Annotated in this window: 3 protein-coding genes; all 3 read right to left on the bottom strand. The window is 68.1% G+C overall.

What is annotated here, in order from left to right:
• Window positions 1–96: 96 nt before the first annotated feature.
• Window positions 97–672, bottom strand: coding sequence for an S-layer homology domain-containing protein (locus tag ABL57_RS14140; protein ID WP_047804124.1), 576 nt, complete (start codon window positions 670–672; stop codon window positions 97–99).
• Between the two features lie 13 nt (window positions 673–685).
• Complete coding sequence (locus tag ABL57_RS14135; protein WP_047804123.1) at window positions 686–1,747, bottom strand: hypothetical protein; 1,062 nt, start codon at window positions 1,745–1,747, stop codon at window positions 686–688.
• A gap of 297 nt (window positions 1,748–2,044) precedes the next feature.
• On the bottom strand, window positions 2,045–2,587 hold the full coding sequence (locus tag ABL57_RS21945; protein ID WP_152683407.1) for a hypothetical protein: 543 nt from the start codon (window positions 2,585–2,587) through the stop codon (window positions 2,045–2,047).
• Window positions 2,588–2,746: the final 159 nt, after the last annotated feature.

Below are 2,746 nucleotides of genomic sequence, written 5' to 3'. Positions count from 1 at the left end.
CCCCCGGAAGGTGCGGACTACGTGCGAGCGGCAGCCTGTGGCATGCGCACAGGCGAGCAGTGAAGGGCTGGATCGGCCCTTCGCCGCGGCCGGCCCTCACACGACCTTGTCGAAGCGGAACAGGAAGGCGGCCATCGCATCGCGGCTGGTGAAGGACCGGGCGCGGAAGGTCCCGTCGGCCCACCCGGTGGAGATGGTGACCTCCTTGCCGTCGGAGGCGGCCTTCTTCTCCGCCATCCAGCAGATCTCCTTGTAGAACTGCTGGGTGGTGCGGATGTCCTCGAACGGGGAGGTGAAGGGCGCGGCGTGGGCCGGGGAGCCGGCGGCGCGGTAGAACAGGGCCGCGGTCGCGTCACGGGTGATGTTGTTCTCGGGGCGGAAGGTGCCGTCGGTGTAGCCGTTGAGCAGTCCGCGCTCCCTCACCCACTCGATCTCCTTGTAGAACTGGTGGGTGACAGGCGCGTCGGGGAAGGACGGGGTGGACGGGGCCACATAGTAGGGCTCACCGGAGAGGCGGTAGAACACCGCCGCCATCGCGCAGCGTGAGATGTTGGTCAGCGGTCGGAACGATCCGTCCCGCCAACCGTCGAGCAGGCCGGCCTTGTTGGCCCACTCGATCTCGCTCTTGTAGAGGGTCCTGTCGGGGACGTCTTTGAACAGGGGTGCAGCCACGGTGGGGGTCCTCTCAATACAGGCCGGCGGTGCCGGTCAGGAAGCGGTGAAGGGCGTGCGCGATGATCGTGTTTCCCACGGCGTTGAGGTGCATGCCGTCGGTGCCGACGAGCGAGTACGGGGGCAGACCCAAGGCCAGCCACTCCTTGTCCTCGGCCGTGTAGCCGACGTTGAACTCCCGGGCCAGAGGCAGCGTCCACAGCTCGGGATCCGTCAGCGCTGCCATCGCGTCGAAGTATCGGCCGCCGTAGATGGCCTTGTAGGCGGCGTTGACGCGGCGCACGCGCTCATAGTTCACCGGTGAGCTGTTGCGGTCGTTCCAGGCATGCCAATGACCCATGACCACCGAGGTGGCCGACTCGACGTCGAAGGCGGCCTTCGTGTCGGCGAGGACCTGGTCGTACTCCCAGATGTTGTTCTTGCCGGTCCAGATCAGGTGGGTCTTGCCGTGGTGCTGGCGCTCGAGGTCGGTGTGCCAGTAGCTGTCCGGGCCGTTTCCCACCAGGACCTCCTGGCCGACAGCGTCCGCGCCGATGTCCTGACGAACGATGCGGACCTTGCGGAAGCGGTGCTGCTCGGCCTGGATCGTGCACGGGATCCCGTCGACCGTCCCCGGCAGCGCTCGGCGCCAGTTCGGCACGACCCGGTCGGTGGTGGAGACGATGATCCCGCCCCGGGCGGGCAGCTCCCCGCGGCCGCCGTTGTAGGTGAAGTCCGGCCGGTAGGGGTGGTTGTAGCTGCGCATACGCAGGGTCTGGTAGGAGGTGTCTCCACCGATCGCGGTCACGGCGCCGGTGGCCCCGAGCAGGCCATCGAGTACGTACTCGATGCGGACCACCGGGCGGGACCCGCGCGCGCCGGTGGGGTTCTGCGCGGTGCGCGGGTACTGGTCGCCCAGCCCGCTGTTGGCCGAGGAGGACCCCCACAGCACGTATCCGCGTGCCGAGGAGGCCGTGGCCGGGCTCGGGGCCGCTGCCGCCGGAGTGGCGGTGAGAGCAGCACCGAGACCGGCCAGCGCGCCGGCCCTGAGCAGCCTGCGGCGGGTGATGCCGGCCGTGCGGGGGGAGTCACTCATGGGTCTTTCTTCTTTCGATCAGGACGTTGGCCAACATGTGCGCGAAGACGTGCAGAACCCGGAACACCGGGGGTGTCCGGGCTGCACGGTTCGGGGGGCGCGATGGGGCGCGCGGGAAGCGGATCTTGACGGGGGTCCAGACGCTTCCCTGTCAACCTACACTTTGCAACAGGGAATCCCTGATGTGGTGACCAGTACAGCGGGAGAATGTGAAGCGGGCGGGACACCCGACATCGTGCGCCCCGCCGCAGGAAGGCGATGGTTCCCGGGAGAGCGGGTTGTCAACCCCTTGCATCCCTATGCCTTCACAGATCCCGGTCTTCGTCGGCAGTGCTCACGGGCCTTCCCGATCACGCAACGGCTCCCGCTCCCCCTGACGACATGGATGGGCAGGTCGGCGGCCGGCAACCATGACGCATGGGCGTGGCTCAGGTCGTGCGAGACGGGCCGTGCAGAGAGCACGCCCTGTCCGTCGAGCTCGACCATGAGCGGACCCCGGATCTTCTCGTGGACGCAACCGTTGCGCAGGCGTCCGCCTGCGGGACGGGTGTCGACGAGGTCCTGTCGGCTCCCGTCCTTCAGGTCCTTCTGCGCGCGGGCCGTGGCCTTCCGAAAGGCGGTGACCTCGCGATGAGATCGCGGCGACTTCGCAGTGCCCAGCTTTTCTCCGTGATCCGTCCGCATCCACGCACGGTGGGCGTTGATCACGGCACGGTTGCCCTTGCTCCGGATGTCGCTGGGCCGCAGAGGGACGGCTTGGGCGTAGCGCACCCCAGAAGCGGCGCGCACGTGGAAGAACCCGGTCCAGCGCCGGTCGATGGTCTCGGCGATCGCGTCCACCGCCGTGCGCGTGAGAAGGACGGCACGACGACGAGCGGCGGACTGCGGCCCGTGGATGCCCTTGGCGGGAGTGTCGCTGAAAAGGTGATTTCCGGCCCTTCACAGATGAGCATGGGTAGCGGTGTGCGCGTGGGCGTCTCGAGGGGTGTGTTGTGAGGT

The sequence above is a fragment of the Kocuria sp. SM24M-10 genome, from assembly GCF_001027955.1.
Classification (GTDB): domain Bacteria; phylum Actinomycetota; class Actinomycetes; order Actinomycetales; family Micrococcaceae; genus Kocuria; species Kocuria oceani.
Note: the sequence above shows the minus strand (reverse complement) of the source record. Positions and strands in the feature narration are given on the sequence as shown.

Excerpts from the sequence above, each read along its gene's own strand:
- ABL57_RS14135 (WP_047804123.1), bottom strand. The coding sequence starts at position 1,747 with ATGAGTGACTCCCCCCGCACGGCCGGCATCACCCGCCGCAGGCTGCTC.